Origin of the sequence: Streptomyces sp. NPDC051582 (assembly GCF_040681715.1) — a bacterium.
In the GTDB taxonomy this organism is placed as follows: domain Bacteria; phylum Actinomycetota; class Actinomycetes; order Streptomycetales; family Streptomycetaceae; genus Streptomyces.
The window spans coordinates 23,496-38,590 of record NZ_JBFAZJ010000018.1 but is presented as its reverse complement, the minus strand read 5'-3'; the positions used below and the strand labels follow the sequence as shown (position 1 = coordinate 38,590).

At 72.3% G+C, this 15,095-nt stretch carries 13 protein-coding genes; 4 read left to right on the top strand and 9 right to left on the bottom strand.

Annotation, left to right across the window (positions count from 1 at the left end; genetic code table 11):
* Positions 1 to 76 precede the first annotated feature (76 nt).
* Positions 77 to 1,669, top strand: a complete 1,593-nt coding sequence (locus AB0M92_RS23115; protein ID WP_366104172.1) for a Na+/H+ antiporter — start codon at positions 77 to 79, stop codon at positions 1,667 to 1,669.
* A gap of 77 nt (positions 1,670 to 1,746) precedes the next feature.
* Here AB0M92_RS23115 and AB0M92_RS23110 read toward each other — a convergent pair whose 3' ends face one another.
* From AB0M92_RS23110 to AB0M92_RS23100, 3 genes are read right to left on the bottom strand one after another with little or no spacing between them, the layout of a single operon-like run.
* The gene (locus tag AB0M92_RS23110) at positions 1,747 to 2,763 is read right to left on the bottom strand and encodes an SDR family NAD(P)-dependent oxidoreductase (protein ID WP_366104171.1); all 1,017 of its coding nucleotides are present in this window, start codon (positions 2,761 to 2,763) and stop codon (positions 1,747 to 1,749) included.
* The gene (locus AB0M92_RS23105; RefSeq protein ID WP_366104170.1) at positions 2,760 to 3,944 is read right to left on the bottom strand and encodes a UDP-N-acetylglucosamine--N-acetylmuramyl-(pentapeptide) pyrophosphoryl-undecaprenol N-acetylglucosamine transferase; all 1,185 of its coding nucleotides are present in this window, start codon (positions 3,942 to 3,944) and stop codon (positions 2,760 to 2,762) included. The genes AB0M92_RS23110 and AB0M92_RS23105 overlap by 4 nt, the downstream gene beginning before the upstream one ends.
* Before the next feature lie 59 nt (positions 3,945 to 4,003).
* Positions 4,004 to 4,873 carry an IS5 family transposase gene (locus AB0M92_RS23100; protein WP_366104169.1) on the bottom strand — a complete coding sequence of 290 codons (870 nt, stop codon included), beginning with the start codon at positions 4,871 to 4,873 and terminating at the stop codon, positions 4,004 to 4,006.
* A 273-nt stretch (positions 4,874 to 5,146) separates the two neighbouring features.
* Between AB0M92_RS23100 and AB0M92_RS23095 the strand changes: the two genes are divergently transcribed.
* Together AB0M92_RS23095 and AB0M92_RS23090 are read left to right on the top strand one after the other, a co-directional pair.
* Positions 5,147 to 5,848: a response regulator transcription factor gene (locus AB0M92_RS23095; RefSeq protein ID WP_366104168.1), complete on the top strand. Its 702-nt coding sequence runs from the start codon at positions 5,147 to 5,149 to the stop codon at positions 5,846 to 5,848.
* Entirely contained in the window at positions 5,845 to 7,248 is a 1,404-nt protein-coding gene (locus AB0M92_RS23090) for a HAMP domain-containing sensor histidine kinase (protein ID WP_366104167.1), read from the top strand. The genes AB0M92_RS23095 and AB0M92_RS23090 overlap by 4 nt, the downstream gene beginning before the upstream one ends.
* Positions 7,249 to 7,263: 15 nt before the next feature.
* On the opposite strand, the gene AB0M92_RS23085 is transcribed toward AB0M92_RS23090, so the two are convergent.
* Positions 7,264 to 8,316 (bottom strand): mechanosensitive ion channel domain-containing protein, encoded by a 1,053-nt coding sequence (locus AB0M92_RS23085; RefSeq protein WP_366104166.1) that lies wholly within the window; start codon positions 8,314 to 8,316, stop codon positions 7,264 to 7,266.
* 57 nt (positions 8,317 to 8,373) lie between these two features.
* On the opposite strand from AB0M92_RS23085, the gene AB0M92_RS23080 reads away from it, so the two are divergent.
* On the top strand, positions 8,374 to 8,952 hold the full coding sequence (locus tag AB0M92_RS23080; RefSeq protein WP_366104165.1) for a dienelactone hydrolase family protein: 579 nt from the start codon (positions 8,374 to 8,376) through the stop codon (positions 8,950 to 8,952).
* A gap of 74 nt (positions 8,953 to 9,026) precedes the next feature.
* Here AB0M92_RS23080 and AB0M92_RS23075 read toward each other — a convergent pair whose 3' ends face one another.
* The 5 genes from AB0M92_RS23075 to AB0M92_RS23055 all read right to left on the bottom strand — a co-directional run bounded on the left by AB0M92_RS23075 (position 9,027) and on the right by AB0M92_RS23055 (position 15,019).
* The gene (locus AB0M92_RS23075; protein WP_366104266.1) at positions 9,027 to 9,968 is read right to left on the bottom strand and encodes a zinc metalloprotease; all 942 of its coding nucleotides are present in this window, start codon (positions 9,966 to 9,968) and stop codon (positions 9,027 to 9,029) included.
* 233 nt (positions 9,969 to 10,201) lie between these two features.
* The gene (locus AB0M92_RS23070; RefSeq protein ID WP_366104164.1) at positions 10,202 to 11,866 is read right to left on the bottom strand and encodes an alkaline phosphatase D family protein; all 1,665 of its coding nucleotides are present in this window, start codon (positions 11,864 to 11,866) and stop codon (positions 10,202 to 10,204) included.
* Between the two features lie 144 nt (positions 11,867 to 12,010).
* On the bottom strand, positions 12,011 to 12,805 hold the full coding sequence (locus AB0M92_RS23065) for a thioredoxin domain-containing protein (protein ID WP_366104163.1): 795 nt from the start codon (positions 12,803 to 12,805) through the stop codon (positions 12,011 to 12,013).
* A 52-nt stretch (positions 12,806 to 12,857) separates the two neighbouring features.
* On the bottom strand, positions 12,858 to 13,547 hold the full coding sequence (locus tag AB0M92_RS23060) for a hypothetical protein (protein WP_366104162.1): 690 nt from the start codon (positions 13,545 to 13,547) through the stop codon (positions 12,858 to 12,860).
* Positions 13,548 to 13,693: 146 nt separating this feature from the next.
* Entirely contained in the window at positions 13,694 to 15,019 is a 1,326-nt protein-coding gene (locus AB0M92_RS23055; protein ID WP_366104161.1) for a DUF2252 domain-containing protein, read from the bottom strand.
* Positions 15,020 to 15,095 lie beyond the last annotated feature (76 nt).

Genomic DNA, 15,095 nt, shown 5'->3' with positions numbered 1-15,095 from the left:
TGACCGCCCCGCCAGGCGGGCGAGGCTTCGCCGGGGCGCGGGTTCCCGCGGCCCGGCCGTACGGCAGGGTGGGGGAGTGGATCAGCTCGCTCTGCTCTTCGTACTGTTGCTCGGGGCCGTGGTCACCGTGCCGCTCGGGGACCGGCTCGGGCTGCCCGCGCCCGTCCTGATGACCGTCGGCGGGGTCGCGCTCGCGCTGGTGCCGGCCGTGCCCAACGTCGACGTCCCGCCCGAGTACATCCTGCCTCTCGTCCTGCCCCCGCTGCTCTACGCCTCGGCGCAGCGCACCTCCTGGCGGCAGTTCGCCGCCAACGTCCGGCCCATCCTCCTGCTCGCCGTGGCCCTCGTGTTCGTCACGACCGCCGCCGTCGCCGCCGTCGCGAACGCCGTCGTCCCCGGCCTGCCGATCGCCGCCGCGGTCGCGCTCGGCGCGCTCGTGGCCCCGCCCGACCCGGTCGCCGCGACCGCCGTCGCCGGAGCGCTCGGGCTGCCGCGCCGCATGGTGTCGATCCTGGAGGGCGAGGGCCTCTTCAACGACGTCACCGCGATCGTGCTCTACCACGTGGCCATCTCCGCCGCCGTCAGCGGCACCTTCTCCTGGCCGGACGCGCTGGGGGAGTTCGTGCTCTCCGCCGTGGTCGCGGTGGCCGTCGGGCTCGGACTGGGCTGGGCCGCCAACGCGCTCATGAGCGGGCTCGGCGACGCCACGCTCCAGATCGGGCTGACGCTGCTCGTGCCGTTCGTCTCGTACGTGGTGGCCGAGGAGTTCCAGGGGTCGGGAGTACTGGCCGTGCTGACGACGGCCCTGTTCCTCGCCGAGTACGCCTCCGACGCGGACGACGTGCTGGGGCGGCTCGCCGGGCACACGTTCTGGGAGGTCGTGGACATGCTGGTCACGGGTGTGGCGTTCGGGCTGATCGGCCTGGAACTGCACAACGTGTTCGGCGTCGCCGCCGGCCGCGAGTGGGAGATGGCGGGGTGGGCGGCCGCCGTGATCGCGGTCGTGGTCGGCGTACGGCTGCTGTGGCTGCTGCCGGCCGGGTGGCTGGCCAAACGGCTGCACAAGCGGCGCGACTACGACGAGGAGATCCCGCTGAGCTGGCGGGAGAGCGTGGTCATGTGGTGGGCCGGGATGCGCGGAGTGGCCTCGGTGGCGCTGGCGCTGGCCATCCCGCTGAAGGTGGACGACGGGGCGCCGTTCCCGGCGCGCGACCAGATCATCTTCATCGCCTTCGCCGTGATCATGGTGACGCTGGTCTGCCAGGGGCTGACGCTGCCGCGGCTGGTGCGGCTGCTGGGCGTGGAGGCCGACGTGGACGCCGAGCGGGAGACGGAGCGCAAGCTGGCGATCCGCGCGGCGAAGGCCGCGAAGCGCAGGCTGAAGGAGATCGAGGAGGTGGAGGACCTGCCGGAGGACCTCGTGGAGATGCTGTACCGGCGGGCGTACGACGTGGGGGCCAGGATCAGCCCCGAGATGGTGGACGAGGAGCGCCGGGAGGCGTACGCGAAGCGGGTGGAGCGGATCCGGGACGTCCAGCGGATCCAGCGGGAGATGATGTCGGCCGCACGGCACGAGGTGCTGGCCGCGCGCAGCGAGCCGGGCGCGGACCCGGAGATCGTGGACCGGGTCCTGCGCCACCTCGACGTCCGCAGCCTCCGCAGCAGCTAGGTGGTGTGCGCAAAGTCCCGCCTGTCCCGCCACTTCGCGGACACCCCCTAGCGAGCCGCAAGCGGCCGGTCAGACGGTCAGACCTGGTAGCGGGACGGGGCGAAGAGGTCCTGGTGGGCGGCGATCCACTCGGAGGTGCGGGTCAGCCCCTCCGTGAGGGAGACCCGCGGTTTCCAGCCCGCCCACTCCCGGGCGCAGGAGTTGTCCGACAGGAGGCGCTGGACCTCGCTGCCCGCCGGGCGCAGGCGGGACGCGTCCACCACCACCTCCGCGTCCCGGCCCGAGGCCGCGATCAGCGCCCGCGCCAGGTCCCCGATCGAGATCTCCTCACCCGTACCGAGGTTGACCACCTCGCCCAGTGCCCGGTCGCACTCCGCCACCGCCAGGAAGCCCTCCGCCGTGTCCGTCACGTACGTGAAGTCCCGCGTGGGGGCCAGCGAGCCCAGCCGGACCTCCCGCACGCCCGCGTGCAGCTGTGCCAGGATCGTCGGGATCACGGCCCGCGCCGACTGGCGGGGCCCGTACGTGTTGAACGGCCGGACCACCGTCACCGGCAGCTCGAACGCGTGGTGGAACGAGAGCGCCATCATGTCCGCGCCGATCTTCGACGCCGAGTACGGGGACTGCGGCTGGAGCGGATGCGATTCGGCTATCGGGGCCGTCAGCGCCGTTCCGTAGACCTCGCTGGTGGACGTGTGCACCAGGCGGCGCACCCCGTGCCGGCGGCAGGCCTCCGCCATGTTCTGCGTACCGGTCACGTTCGTCTGGACGTAGGCCCCCGGCGAGGCGTAGCTGTACGGGATCCCGATCAGCGCCGCCAGGTGGAACACGGTGTCGCAGCCCTCGACCGCGTCGCTGACCCGGCCCGCGTCACGGATGTCGCCCGCCCACATCTCGACCGGCCCGCCGGGGTCGGCGAGGTGGCGCGCCAGGTGCCCCTTCTCCGCGTACGGCTTGTAGTGGACGAAGGCGCGGACCCGGGCGCCCCGCTCCACCAGCAGGTCGACCAGGGTGGACCCGATGAACCCCTCGGCTCCGGTGACGAGGACCGTGCGGCCGGTCCAGGGGTTCACGGCGTTCGTGCCGGTGTTCATACGCGCTCCAAGGTGGGGAGGGGGAGGCCGGCGACGCGGAGGACCTCCGCCGCCAGCAGTTCGGCGGCCCGGGCGTGCGGGCCGGGGTCGGCGGCGCCGGCCATGGCGGCCAGCCGGGCCGGATCGGCCAGCAGCGGGCCGAGGAGGACCGCCAGCCGGTCGGCGGTGGTCGCGGCGTCCGGCAGCAGCAGGCCCGCCCCCGCGTCGACGAGGACCCGGGCGTTGTGGGTCTGGTGGTCGCCCGGGGCGTGCGGGTACGGGACGAGCACGGCCGGGACCCCGGTCGCCGCCAGCTCGGCCACCGTCGCGGAGCCGGCCCGGCACACCACCAGGTCGGCGGCCGCGTACACGAGGTCCATCCGGTCCAGGTACGGCACGGCCCGGGCGATCCGCTGCCCGCCGCAGGCGGCGAGATCGGCGGCGGTGTCCGCCAGTGCCCGCGGGCCCGTCTTGATGAGCAGCTGTACGTCGTCCCGCCCCTGCCAGAGCCCGGCCAGCCCGACCGCGGCCCCGGTCAGGCGCACCGCGCCCAGGCTGCCGCCGTTGAAGACGACCAGGCGGCGGTCGTCGGGGACGTGCAGGGCCCGCCGGGCCTCGGCGCGCAGCGCCGCCCGCTCCGGGCGGGAGCGCTCCGACAGCCGCGCGAGGGCCGCCGAGATCGGCATTCCGGTGGTCAGCGCCCGCGCCCCGCCCGCCAGATGGGAGCGGCTGCGGTCGAAGGCCACGGCGATGTGCGGGGTGAGCCGGGCCGCGAACTGGTTGGCGCGGCCCGGCACCGCGTTGGACTCGTGGATGACGGCCGGCAGACCGGCCATCCTGGCCCCCAGCACGGCCGGCGCGCTCGGGTAGCCGCCCATGCCGACGACGGCGTGCGCGCCCTGGGCCCGGATCACCGAGCGCGCCTGCCCGGCCGAGCGCAGCAGCGCGGCCGGGAGCAGATAGCGCTTCGCGCCGAGCGAGGGGTCGAACGGGATCATGTCGACGGTGTGCAGTCGGTATCCGGCGCCCGGGATCAGCTCGGTCTCCAGGCCCCGCTCGGTCCCGATGAACGAGACCACGGCATCCGGGACGGCCGCGCGCAGTGCCTCGGCGAGGGCGAGCCCCGGGTAGATGTGGCCTCCGGTGCCGCCCGCGCCGATCACCACGGACAGGGGCCGGAGGGAGGTGCGTCGTGTGGTCATGGGCGCAGCCTCCCGGTGCGCCCTAAGAAGGTTCTAAGAGGTCGTTTTATCCCGCTGTTTCATCCAGATATGGGGTGGTTGGTGGGCTTTTTTGGGTCGCGCCAGGAGATGGTGTTCTCGCCGGTGATGCGGCGGGCCATGAGGTCGGTCATCGCCAGGTTGACCAGGGCTTCGGAGCGGGTGGTCAGGGTTTCGTAGTCGCGGGCCAGGCGGCGGTGGAGCATGAGCCAGCCGTAGGTCCGTTCCACTGCCCAGCGTTTCGGGATCGGGGTGAAACCCCTGGTCCCGGGTTTGCGGGCGGTGATTTCCATGTCGATGCCGAGGGCGGCGGCGTGTTCGACGAGGTGCTGGCGGTAGCCGCCGTCGACCCACACCTTCCGGACGGTGGGGTGTTCGGCGGCGACCCGGTCGATGAGCCGGGTGCCGGCAACGGAGTCCTGGACGCTGGCCGCGGTGACCAGCACCGCGAGGAGAAGCCCGAGGGTGTCGGTGACGATGCTCCGTTTGCGGCCCGCGATCTTCTTGCCCGCGTCGATGCCCTGGCTGGAGGCGGGGACGCTGGTGGAGGTCTTGACGCTCTGCGCGTCGATCACACACGCCGATGGCTCCGAGTCCCGTCCCTCCTTCTCCCGCAGCAGCTGGCGGAGGAGACCGCCCAGCTGGGCAAATATCCCCTCCTCCGCCCACCTGGCGAAGTAGCCGTAGACGCTCTGGTGCGGCGGGAAGTCATGCGGCAGGTAGGCCCACTGGCAGCCGGTGCGATCCACGTAGAGGATCGCGTTCATGATCTCGCGCAGGTCATGCCGCGGTGGCCGGCCGAAGTCCAAAGCCCGGCCACGGCGCTCGAAACGCCAGGCCGACAGCACCGGCTCGATCAAATCCCAGCGTGCATCGGACAGATCACTCGGATACGGACGCCGCGTCGTCATGAATCCGGCGTACCGCCACGGACCGAGTGCGCCCAGGCGCACAGCCGCGACACCCGAAGCACGGGCCACCAAGGGTCGGACATCCCGGAATGAGACGGGAACACGACCCATCCCGCCCCACCGGTCACCCCACCCGGCCCACAGTCGTCAACTGCATACGTGGCCACGACCGCACCACGACCGACCATCTTGAGAATTGCATCAAAATAGGCTGATGCGGATTAAAACGACCTCTAAGAGGTTCTCTCAGAACTGTTTGGCAGGCTTTGCCCCATGAACACGGGCACGGGTGGCGCGCAGCGGATCCTGGTCGTGGACGACGAGCCCGAGGTGCGGGCCGCCGTCCAGGACGGGCTGGCCGTCGAGGGGTACGAGGTGCGGGGGGCCGGCGACGGGCTGGCCGCGCTGTCGCAGGTGGCGCTCTGGCAGCCCGACGCGGTGGTGCTCGACGTGATGATGCCCGTACTGGACGGGCTCGGGGTCTGCCGGCAGCTGCGCGCGCTGGGCGACCGTACGCCCGTACTCGTCCTGACCGCGCTGGACTCGGTCAGCGAGCGGGTCGACGGCCTGGAGGCGGGCGCCGACGACTACCTGGTCAAGCCGTTCGCGCTGGACGAGCTGGTGGCCCGCGTCCGGGCCCTGCTGCGGCGGGCCGCTCCCGATCCGGCCGGTGCGGCCCCGCTCGGGTTCGCGGACCTCGTACTCGACCCCGGGACGCGGACCGGAAGGCGCGGAGGGCGGCCGCTGGAGTTCAGCCGGACCGAGGCGGCGCTGCTGGAGCTGCTGCTGCGCCATCCCGGGCAGGTGCTGCCGCGGGAGCTGATCCTGGAGCTGGTGTGGGGGCGGGACTTCGGGCCGGACTCCAATTCCCTCGCGGTGTACGTGGGCTACCTGCGGCGGAAGCTGGAGGCCGGCGGCGAGCCGCGGCTGGTGCACACCGTCCACGGTGTCGGGTACCGGCTGGGAGCGGCGTGAGCGGCGGCGGGCGCGGCCGGCGCCGGCTCGGGGCGGCCTGGCGCAGACGCCGGCCGCTGCGGACCCGGCTGGCGCTGGCGGCCACCGCGGCCGTGGCGCTGGTCGCGGTCGGGGTGTGCACGGCGGCCTTCTTCGTCGTACGGAGCGCCCTGTACGAGCAGCTGAACCTGAGCCTGACCCAGTCCGCGCGGCTCGCGGCGCAGCGCAATCCGGACTCCGGGCCGGGGACCCTGGCCGGGGAGTGCCGGTTCCTGGCGGCGCCCGCCTGCGCCGAGGTGGTGCCGGCGGACCCGGCGAAGGACCCGGCGGCTCCGTACCTGCTGCCGGTGGACGCCGCGACGCGGGCGGTGGCGGCCGGGCGGCACGCGCCGTTCTACACGGACATCGTGCACGCCGGGCATCCGACGCGGATGCTGACCACCGACTACGCGAAGGGGCGGGCGCTCCAGGTCGCGCTGCGGGCCGACACCGTCGAGGACGGGATCGAGGAGGCGGCCTGGTGGCTGGCGCTCATCGGCGCGGGGGGCGTGCTGGTGGCGGCCGGACTCGGGTACTGGGTGTCACGCACCGGCCTGGCCCCGGTGACCCGGCTGACGGCCACCGCCGAGCGGATCGCGGCGACCCGCGATCCCCGGCACCGGATCGAACTGCCGCCGCCGGGGCCGCCGGGCTCGCCCGCCCGGGAGGACGAGATCACGCGGCTGGCCGGGAGCTTCAACACCATGCTGGGCGAGCTGGAGCAGTCGGTGACGGCGCAGCGGCGCCTCGTCGCGGACGCCTCGCACGAGCTGCGGACCCCGTTGACGGCGCTGCGGACCAACGCGGAGCTGCTGGCGCGGGTGGAGCGGCTGACGCCGGAGCAGCGCGAGCGGGCCTCGCTGGCGCTGGGGCGGCAGCTGCGGGAGGTGACCGGGCTGGTGAACGACCTGATCGAGCTGGCCCGGGACGAGGAGCCGCAGCCGCTGGTGGAGCAGGTGCGGCTGGCTCCGCTGGTGGAGCACTGCGCGGAGGCGGCCCGGGCGCACCGGCCGTCGGTCCCGGTGCACGTCCGCGTGGAGGAGGTGGTGGTGGCGGGGGTGCCGGCGAGGCTGACGCGACTCCTGTCGAACCTGCTGGACAACGCGGCGAAGTTCAGTCCGGCGGGGGCTCCGGTCGAGGTGGAGCTGGTGGCGCGGGCCGGGGGCGGGGCCGAGCTGACGGTACGGGACCACGGGCCGGGCATCGCGGCCGAGGACCTGCCGTACGTCTTCGACCGCTTCTACCGGGCGGGCGCGGCGCGGGCCCTGCCGGGCTCGGGGCTGGGACTGGCGATGGCCCGCCAGATCGCCCGGGCGCACGCGGCGGAGCTGGTGGCGGAGGCCGCCCCGGGCGGGGGCGCCTTGTTCCGGCTGACGTTCTGACCCCGGCTCCGGCCGTCAGGACCCGCCCGGGCGGGGATCCGCCGGGGCGGTGGCGATGCGGGGGAGGGCGTACGGGTGGTGGGCCAGCAGCCAGCCGATCAGGCGTTCGCGGACCTGGCAGCGGACCGTCCAGATGTCCGTCGCGTCCTTCGCGGTGACCACGGCCCGGACCTGGATCGTGTGCGGGGTCGTGTCCGTGACCGCGAGGGTGCCGGTGCGGCCGTCCCACTCCGGGATCTCCTCCAGGATCTCGTGGAGCCGCTCCCGCATGAGGTCCAGCGGTGCGCTGTGGTCCAGGTGCCAGAAGACCGTTCCGGTCATCTGGGCGCCGCCGCGCGACCAGTTCTCGTACGGCTTCCCTGTGAAGTACGACACGGGCATCGTGATCCGCCGCTCGTCCCAGGTGCGGACCACCAGGAAGGTCAGGGTGATCTCCTCGACCGTTCCCCACTCCCCGTCCACGACCACCGTGTCCCCGATCCGCACCGTGTCGCCGAAGGCGATCTGCAGTCCGGCGAACAGGTTGCCCAGCGAGGACTGGGCCGCGATGCCCGCCACGATGCCGAGCACGCCCGCCGAGGCCAGCACCGAGGCGCCGACCGCCCGCATCGGCGGGAAGGTGAGCAGCATCGCCGCCACCGCGACCACCACGACCACCGCCGTGACCGCCCGGTGGATCAGCGTCACCTGGGTGCGCACCCGGCGCACCCGCGCGTCGTCCGGGTTCTGCGCGGCGTAGCGGGCGTACGAGGAGTCCACGACCGCCGTCGCGATCCGCACCAGAAGCCACGCCGCCGAGCCGATCAGCACGAGGGTCAGCGCACGGCCGACGGCGAAGACGTACTCCCGCGGAATCCCCATCCGCCGGTGGGCCCCGTACAGCAGCGTCGTGCACAGGACGAGTTGGAACGGCGGGCGGCAGTGGCGCAGCCGCGCCCACAGAGAGGTCTCGCCGTGCCGGGCGTCGGTCCGGCGCAGCAGCAGGTCCAGCAGCCATCCGGCGAGCAGGGTGACGGCCAGGGCCCCGCCGACGACGGCGATCGGGCGCAGAACGGTGTCCGTGTCCATGCACGTCAACGTAACCGGAACGGGCGCTCCGACCCCTCGCATTCAACCAATGGCACGATGGGGTGCATGAACATCGTGCTCTTCCATTCGACGTACGGGCTGAGGCCCGCGGTGCACGCGGCGGCCGACCGGCTGCGCGCGGCCGGTCACCGGGTCCAGGTGCCGGATCTCTTCGAGGGGCGCACCTTCGAGACGGTCGAGGAGGGCATGGCGCACCGGGACGAGATCGGCCGCGACGAGCTGCTCAAGCGTGCGGTGCTGGCCTCCGCCCCCCACTCCGACCAGGGTCTGGTCTACGCGGGCTTCTCCTTCGGCGGCTCCGTCGCCCAGCACCTGGCCCTCGCCGACGAGAAGGCGCGCGGGCTGCTGCTCCTGCACGGCACGGCGGACCTGGACGAGGACACCGCCGTCGACGAACTGCCGGTGCAGCTGCACATCGCGGATCCCGACCCGTTCGAGACGCACGACTGGCTGACGGCCTGGTACCTGCGGATGCAGCGGGCGGGCGCGGACGTGGAGGTGCACCGCTACCCGGGCGCCGGGCACCTGTTCACGGATCCGGGCCTCGACGACTACGACGCCGAGGCCGCGGAGCAGACCTGGAAGGCCGCGATCGGCTTCCTCGACAGTCTGTAGCGGGCGGCCGACGGCGAAGGGGCAGGGCACGCACCGCGTGCCCTGCCCCTTCGCCGTTTCGTGTCACGTCGTGACTAGGCGCGGTACGCGCTCCACATGCTCTTCATGCGGGACACCTGGCCCGCGGTGAACTGGTACATGCACGAGTCGTACGTGTAGTCCATGAAGTTGTGGATCGGGTCGGCGCCCGCGGCGGAGCAGGTGTCGCGGCCGGTCGGGCACTCGAAGGCCGCGCTCTTCTCGGCGGGGGTGTCGGAGACGGAGTCGCCGCTGCCCGAGCAGCCGCCCTGGAAGGTGTGGTACAGGCCCATCCAGTGGCCGACCTCGTGGGTGCCGGTGTCGCCTTCGTTGTAGTTGGCGGCGGAGCCGCCCGGCAGCGAGGTGTTGAGCAGGACCACGCCGTCCATCTTCGGCTGCGAGGCGTACGAGCTCGGGAAGGTCGCCCAGCCGAGCAGGCCGCCGCCGAGGTTGGCGGTGTAGACGTTCAGCGCGTTCTTGCCGCCCTTGCGCAGGGCGTTCTTCATGTTCTTCTCGGCCGTGGTGCCGTCGGACACGTTGTACCAGGACGAGTTGTCCGTGTAGTCGGTGCCGGCCAGGGTGAACTGGAAGCCGGAGTCGACGTTGCCGGTGCCCTTGCCGCTGTACGCGGCGTTGAGCACCGCGATCTGGTTGTTGATGTCCGCGGCGGTCAGCTTGCCGGCGGAGCCGGACGTGATGACGTGGAAGTACACCGGGATGCTGGTCGCGGCGGCGGACTCGCCGGCGCGCATCAGGCGCTGCGGGCCGAGCTCGGCGTTCTTCTTGGCCAGGTCGGCGTCCATGGCCTTGACCTGTGCGTCCGTCACCTCGTTGGGGTCGGCCGCGCTCTTGTCCTTCGGGCGGGCGACACGGGCGCCCGCGGAGGCGGTGCCGGCGTCGGCACAGGCCTCGGCGCCGGTCTTGGGTGCCGCGGCCACGGTGGTGGGGGCCGTGAGCGGGGCGAACGCCAGGGTTCCGGCCAGAACGGCCGTTCCCATGAGGCGGCGGCGGAGCATGGGGGATATGCGGGCGGAAGCGCGCACGTTGACTCCTCGCGAAGCGTGGTGGGGGGTGAGGGATTTCCTCACGCTGGCGCGAAGCTTATGTGTCCATGTCATGCACTGAGCAAGCCCTTTACGTAAAAGATTTGTTGCTTCTGATGTCGAAGGGGCGCCTGGTATGCCCCAGGCGCCCCTTCTGACAAGAGATTTGACGGACCGTCAATAAAGCCTCAGCCCACCGGCTGGTACGACCGTTCCACCTTCTGCGTGCCGTTCGCCGTGCGGTACGAGCGGCTCCACGAGGTGGTGGCGGCTGGATTCCGCTTGTCGGACACCACGTAGTAGTCCATCTGCGAGCGCTCGGTCGTCACGTCCAGCACCCCGTAGCCGTGTGCGTCCATGTCCAGCCACTTCACGTGCCAGTTGGCGGCCTTGACCGCGGCCTCCGCTACGAGCGACGCGGTGTCCGCCGGCACGTGCAGGAGGTCGTCGATGTTGTCGGAGGTCACCGACGTCACCACGAACTCGGTGGCCGCCGTGCCCGAGCCCGGGTACGTCGCCATGTTCATCGGGACCTCGTTGGCCCACGCCATGTGGATGTCGCCGGTGAGGAAGACCGTGTTCTTGATCTTCTGGTCCTTGAGGTGGTTCAGCAGCTCCTTGCGGTCGTCCGTGTAGCCGTCCCACTGGTCCACGTTGATCGCGAGACCGCCCTCGGGCAGGCCCAGCAGCTTCGCCAGCGGCGCCAGCAGGTGGGCGGGCAGCGAGCCGAAGGCGACCGGTGAGATCATCACCGAGGTGCCGACCAGCTTCCAGGTCGCGTTGGAGCTCGCGAGGCCCGACTTGAGCCAGTCCAGCTGGGCCCGGCCGGTGATGGTGCGTTCCGGGTCGTCCACCGCGCCGCTGCCGACCTTGGCCTGCTGGGAGCGGAAGGTGCGCAGGTCCAGCAGGTGCAGGTCGGCGAGGTTGCCGAAGCGCAGCCGCCGGTAGACGGTGCCGGCCGTGGAGGTGCGCACCGGCATCCACTCGAAGTACGCCTGCTTGGCGGCGGCCGCGCGGGCCGCCCAGTCGCCCTCGGCGCCGGGGGTGTGGTTCTCGGCCCCGCCCGACCAGGCGTCGTTGGCGAACTCGTGGTCGTCCCAGATCGCGACGATCGCGTGTGCGGCGTGCAGCGCCTGGAGGTCGGTGTCGGTCTTGTACTTGCCGTGCCGGGTCCGGTAGTCGGCGAGGGTGAGGATCTCGTGCTGGGGCTCGTGCGCGCGCACGACGTACTTCGCCTCGGGGTAGGCCCCGTTCGCGTACTCGTAGATGTAGTCGCCGAGGTGCAGGATCGCGTGCAGGTCGGTGCGGGCGGCCAGGTGGCGGTAGGCCGAGAAGTAGCCGGACTCCCAGTTGGCGCAGGAGACCACGCCGAAGCGGACCCCGGGGGTGCTCGCGTCGTGGCCCGGTGCGGTCAGGGTGCGCCCGACCGGGGAGACGGCCGCGCCCGCGGTGAACCGGTAGAAGTACGGGGTCTGCGGCCGCAGTCCGCGGACGTCCGCCTTGACCGTGTGGTCGGTGGCGGCGGTCGCGGTGACGGAGCCGCTCGCCACGATGCGGGAGAAGGCCTTGTCCTCGGCGACCTCCCAGGCCACCGGGGTGGCCGGGCCGGCGCCGGAGCCGGGCACGGCCTCCGGGGTCGGGGTGACGCGGGTCCACAGCAGGATCCCGTCGGGCAGCGGGTCGCCGGAGGCGACGCCGTGCAGGAAGGCGGGCCCGTTCGAGGCCGCCGACGCGGAGGAGATGCCCAGGGCGGCCGTTGCGAAGGGCGCGAGGGCGGCGGTGGCCGCAGCGGCCTTGACGACCGTGCGGCGGCGCGGGGTCGCCGCAGTGGGGGAGGGGAGATGACTGGTCACGGACCGGCATATTACTGACGGGTACACCCATTCGAACACCCCTCGTAAGGCAACGGGCGGGCGAACTCTTCGAGTTCGCCCGCCCGTTGCCCCGTCCGGTCCGTCCGGCCTGCCCGTTCCGCCCGGTCTGCCCGTCTCGGCAGGTCAGCCCGCGATGGCCTTGTCGACCTCGGCCGTGAACTCCTCCGGGGTCATCTTGACCTCGACCTTCTTGTCACCCATCTTCAGCGACGGAGTGCCCGTCATGCCGCTCTTGTCGAAGACCTTCGACATCTCGATGGCCCAGCGGTTGTACGTGCCGTCCTCGACGGCCTTCTTGAACTCGGCGTTGCCCTTGAGCGCCGGCACCTGGTCCGCGATCTTCAGCAGGTAGTCGTCCTTGCCGAACTTGTCGTCGCGCTCCTCCGGGTGGTTCTCCTTGGAGTACAGGGCGGACTTGTACTCCAGGAAGGCCTCGGGGCTGACGTTCAGGGCCGCGCCCAGCGCGCTCAGCGCGTTCTTCGCACCGGTGCCGCCCATGCCCTTGTCGAGGAAGGTGGCGCCGATGTACTGGATCTTGTACTTGCCGGCGTCGACGTCCTTCTTGATCTGCGGGCCCACGGCCTGTTCGAACTGGGAGCAGACCGGGCAGCGCGAGTCCTCGTAGACCTCCAGGGTCTTCTTGGCGTCGGCCTTGCCTATGACGACCGTGGTGCCGTTGTCGCCCGAGGTGTTCTTCGGCGCGACCAGGGTCGCGTCGGCGGCCTTGTCCCACTCGCTCGGCTTGTTGGACTGGACGACCAGGTAGCCGACGCCGCCGGCCACGGCGAGGACGGCGACGACGGCGCCGGCCACCAGCACCTGGCGGCGCGCCTTGTCCTTCTTCGCCTGCTTCTCGCGCTCGGCGCGCAGCCGCTCGCGTGCCGCCGCCTTGTTCGCCTGGCTGTTGCGTGAACTCATGGTGATCTCCGTGGGGTGTGGCTCAAGGGAAAGGGGGACTGCGTACGCGGGGTCAGGCGCAGACGAGCGCGCCGCGTACGGGAGGTCCCCGGCGTCCCACGGAATGGGCGGGGAAGCGGGTACGGGCCCCCGCGCCCGCAACGGCCGGGCGCGGCATCCGCCGCACCGGGCCGGAGGCGGCGACAGCCGAGGCCGCGACCAGCAGCAGCGGCCGGAACGCGAGGGCGGCCACCGCGCGCAGCAGCTGGCCGAGCGCCCGCTCCCCGTACCGCAGCCAGGCCGCGGCGAGCAGCCCGACCGAGACGTGGGCGCCGAGCAGCAGCCACGGGGTCCAGGGCCCGGAGGAGGCCAGCAGGGCCACCGGGTCGGGGACGGCCCCGGGCACCTCGGCCAGCGGCCCGCCCAGTGGCGGGCCGCCGCACAGCTCGTCGAAGCCCAGTGCCCGCAGCGGCCCGGCGACGGGCCCGCCGGCCGGGCCGTAGCAGACGTGCTGCCCGGCGGTGAAGACCGTGTCGGCCGCCAGCTCCAGCGGAACGAGCAGTCCGGCGATGGGGCCGAAGCCCCGCTCGCGGCCGGCCAGCGCGTACGTGAGCAGGAACACGCCGGCGAAAGCCCCGGCCACGAGGGCGGGGGGCAGCGGGACGCGCGACATCAGGACGTGCGAGCCGGCCGAGAGCAGCACGACGAGCGCGCTGAACAGCGCGGCTCGCAGCCCTCTCGGTCCCGCCCTCGATATGTCCATCGCCGCGAGTCTGCCACGAGACCCTGTGAAGAGGGGTCCCAGGTCCCGGAACGGCCGGTTCCCACGGCCCGTCTCCGTCCGCTCGGCGCGCGGCCCCGTCGGCGCGCGGTCCCGTCGGTGCGCGACCCCCGTCGGTGCGTGACCCGTCAGTGCGTGATGCGGCCGTTGCGGAACAGGTCCACGAAGATCTGGTGGTCGGCGCGCGCCCGGGCCCCGTACGCGTGCGCGAAGTCGACCAGCAGCTCCGCGAACCCCTTCTCGTCGGCGGCGATCGCCGCGTCGATGGCCCGCTCGGTGGAGAAGGGCACCAGGGAGTGTCCGCTCTCGGCCTCGTCGGCCGAGGCGTGCATGGTCGCCGTCGCCCGGCCGAGGTCGGCGACGACGGCCGCGATCTCCTCCGGCTCGTCCAGGTCCGACCAGTCCAGGTCCACCGCGTACGGGGAGACCTCGGCCACCAGCTGGCCGGAGCCGTCCAGCTCCGTCCAGCCCAGCCACGGGTCGGCGTGGGCCTGCAGGGCGCGCTGGGAGATCACCGTGCGGTGCCCCTCGTGCCGGAAGTAGTCCCGGACGGCCCGGTCGGTGATGTGCCGGGAGACGGCCGGGGTCTGCGCCTGCTTGAGGTAGATCACGACGTCGTTCTCCAGGGCGTCGCTGTGCCCCTCCAGCAGGATGTTGTACGAGGGCAGGCCGGCCGAGCCGATCCCGACGCCGCGGCGGCCCACCACGTCCTTGACCCGGTAGGAGTCGGGCCGCACCAGGGACTCGTCCGGCAGGGTCTCCAGGTACCCGTCGAAGGCGGCGAGCACCTTGTACCGGGTGGCCGCGTCCAGCTCGATCGAGCCCCCGCCGGAGGCGAAGCGGCGCTCGTAGTCGCGGATCTCGGTCATGGAGTCGAGCAGGGAGAAGCGGGTGCGGGAGCGGGCCGAGCGCAGGGCGCCCAGCAGGGGGCCCTCGGCGGTGTCCAGGGTGAAGGAGGGCACTTCCTCGTTCTTGGCACCCGTGGCCAGGCGGTGGATCCGCTCGCGGTAGGCGGCCGCGTAGGTCCGCACGAGCTCGCTGATCTGCTCGTCGCTGAGCGCCTTGGTGTAGCCGATCAGGGCGACGGAGGCCGCGAAGCGCTTGAGGTCCCAGGTGAAGGGGCCGACGTACGCCTCGTCGAAGTCGTTGACGTTGAAGATCAGGCGGCCGTTGGCGTCCATGTACGTGCCGAAGTTCTCGGCGTGCAGATCGCCGTGGATCCACACCCGGCCGGTCCGCTCGTCCAGGTAGGGACCGCCGTGGCGGTCGCGCTCCAGGTCGGCGTAGAAGAGGCAGGCCGTACCGCGGTAGAAGGCGAAGGCCGAGGCCGCCATCTTGCGGAATTTGACCTGGAAGGCCGCGGGGTCGGCGGCGAGCAGCTCACCGAATGCGGTGTCGAACACGTCGAGTATCTGCTCGGCGCGCTGCTCGTTCGTCGTCTCGGGGACCGCCATGGCGGGTGCCTCCTGGTGCACGGGCTGGTACAGGTTCTGACCGACTGGACGTCGGGTGGGTCGTCCTGGTTCTGCA

Coding starts and splice junctions, on each gene's coding strand:
- AB0M92_RS23105 (WP_366104170.1), bottom strand. CDS start 3,944: ATGACCACACGACGCACCTCCCTCCGGCCCCTGTCCGTGGTGATCGGC.
- AB0M92_RS23110 (WP_366104171.1), bottom strand. CDS start 2,763: ATGAACACCGGCACGAACGCCGTGAACCCCTGGACCGGCCGCACGGTC.
- AB0M92_RS23100 (WP_366104169.1), bottom strand. CDS start 4,873: ATGACGACGCGGCGTCCGTATCCGAGTGATCTGTCCGATGCACGCTGG.
- AB0M92_RS23075 (WP_366104266.1), bottom strand. CDS start 9,968: ATGGGAACGGCCGTTCTGGCCGGAACCCTGGCGTTCGCCCCGCTCACG.
- AB0M92_RS23080 (WP_366104165.1), top strand. CDS start 8,374: ATGGGGTGCATGAACATCGTGCTCTTCCATTCGACGTACGGGCTGAGG.
- AB0M92_RS23065 (WP_366104163.1), bottom strand. CDS start 12,805: ATGAGTTCACGCAACAGCCAGGCGAACAAGGCGGCGGCACGCGAGCGG.
- AB0M92_RS23055 (WP_366104161.1), bottom strand. CDS start 15,019: ATGGCGGTCCCCGAGACGACGAACGAGCAGCGCGCCGAGCAGATACTC.
- AB0M92_RS23095 (WP_366104168.1), top strand. CDS start 5,147: ATGAACACGGGCACGGGTGGCGCGCAGCGGATCCTGGTCGTGGACGAC.
- AB0M92_RS23060 (WP_366104162.1), bottom strand. CDS start 13,547: ATGGACATATCGAGGGCGGGACCGAGAGGGCTGCGAGCCGCGCTGTTC.
- AB0M92_RS23085 (WP_366104166.1), bottom strand. CDS start 8,316: ATGGACACGGACACCGTTCTGCGCCCGATCGCCGTCGTCGGCGGGGCC.